This is a genomic window from Rhodoferax ferrireducens, from assembly GCF_003347515.1.
Classification (GTDB): Bacteria; Pseudomonadota; Gammaproteobacteria; order Burkholderiales; family Burkholderiaceae_C; genus Rhodoferax.
The window spans coordinates 1-1,130 of record NZ_QEII01000202.1; the positions used below are offsets into that span (position 1 = coordinate 1).

Annotated in this window: 2 protein-coding genes; one reads left to right on the plus strand and one right to left on the minus strand. The window is 52.6% G+C overall.

Annotation, left to right across the window (positions count from 1 at the left end):
• The first annotated feature begins 220 nt into the window (after window positions 1–220).
• Window positions 221–448 carry a (2Fe-2S)-binding protein gene (locus tag C5P05_RS02720; RefSeq protein WP_114968344.1) on the plus strand — a complete coding sequence of 76 codons (228 nt, stop codon included), beginning with the start codon at window positions 221–223 and terminating at the stop codon, window positions 446–448.
• 107 nt (window positions 449–555) lie between these two features.
• Here C5P05_RS02720 and C5P05_RS02725 read toward each other — a convergent pair whose 3' ends face one another.
• Window positions 556–963 (minus strand): GlcG/HbpS family heme-binding protein, encoded by a 408-nt coding sequence (locus C5P05_RS02725; RefSeq protein ID WP_114968345.1) that lies wholly within the window; start codon window positions 961–963, stop codon window positions 556–558.
• Between the last annotated feature and the right edge of the window lie 167 nt (window positions 964–1,130).

The following is a 1,130-nucleotide window of genomic DNA, read 5'->3' on the forward strand; positions in this document are numbered from 1 at the left end:
ATCGTCAGCTTCTACAACAGCCAGCGGTTGCACTCCACACTGGGCAACTTGCCACCCAATGCTTTCGAGCAGAAATCGGCAATCAAACAACCTATCGGTCTGTACGAAAAAACTTGACCAGGACAGAGCTCCGCCCCTATTCATCAAATCCTTTCGCAACAAATGAGAAGGATTCGTATTTATAATATAGTCACATTTCACAGCCTTTTAAGGTAAAGCCATGATTGTTTGCGTCTGCCGCCGAATTTCTGACCGAGACATTACCCGCCACGCCAGGGCGGGAATGGGTTTTGACGATATCCAGATGGAGCTGGGTGTTGCCACCCAATGTGGCCGGTGCGAAGGGTGTGCGCGCGACATAGTGGCGCAGTGCAGCCCGTCAAATCCGGTGGCAGCCCTCAGTCAGGACACTGGGTTTTCGTCCACTCAACTCGACAGTTCGATCTAGGAAAATTGCCCCCCTGAATCCGACCGTATCAAGCGGGAACAGCCTGAGACTTCCCTTACCCCCTTCTCCAAAAATGGCTCTTTGCTGTAGAGCCGTCCAAGTGCAGGCTACAAGCCAATGGCCGCAATGCCAGCCTTTGCAACCTGGGCATCTTCGGTTGACTTCACACCGCTGACGCCGACGGCGCCAATGCATTGACCATCCTTCACGATGGGAACCCCGCCCTCAAGCAGGCCTTTGATATCAGGCGCGCTCAAGAACGAAGTGCGCCCGCCATTGACGATATCTTCGTAAACCTTGCTTTCACGGCGCCCCAGCGCTGCCGTGTGGGCCTTGGCAGGGGCAATGTGGGCAGAAATAGCGGCCGCACCGTCCAGACGCTGCAACCACAGTAAATGGCCACCGTCGTCGACAATGGCGATGGTGACAGCCCAGTTGTTTTTCAGCGCCTCGGCTTCGGCCGCTGCTGCGATGGCTTTGACATCAGACAGCTCTAAGGTGAATTTGTTTTTCATTGGAATAAGCCTTTGTTTTAAAGAAGAATCAAGCATAACGGCTGTCCTGATCTAATAACTTCGTACACACAGATAGGTGGAAATCTCCTGAGAAAATAAACGTGACGAAATCAAAACGAAGAGTCTTTGACGCGAGCTTCAAGCTGCAAGTCGTTGAAATGATCCGG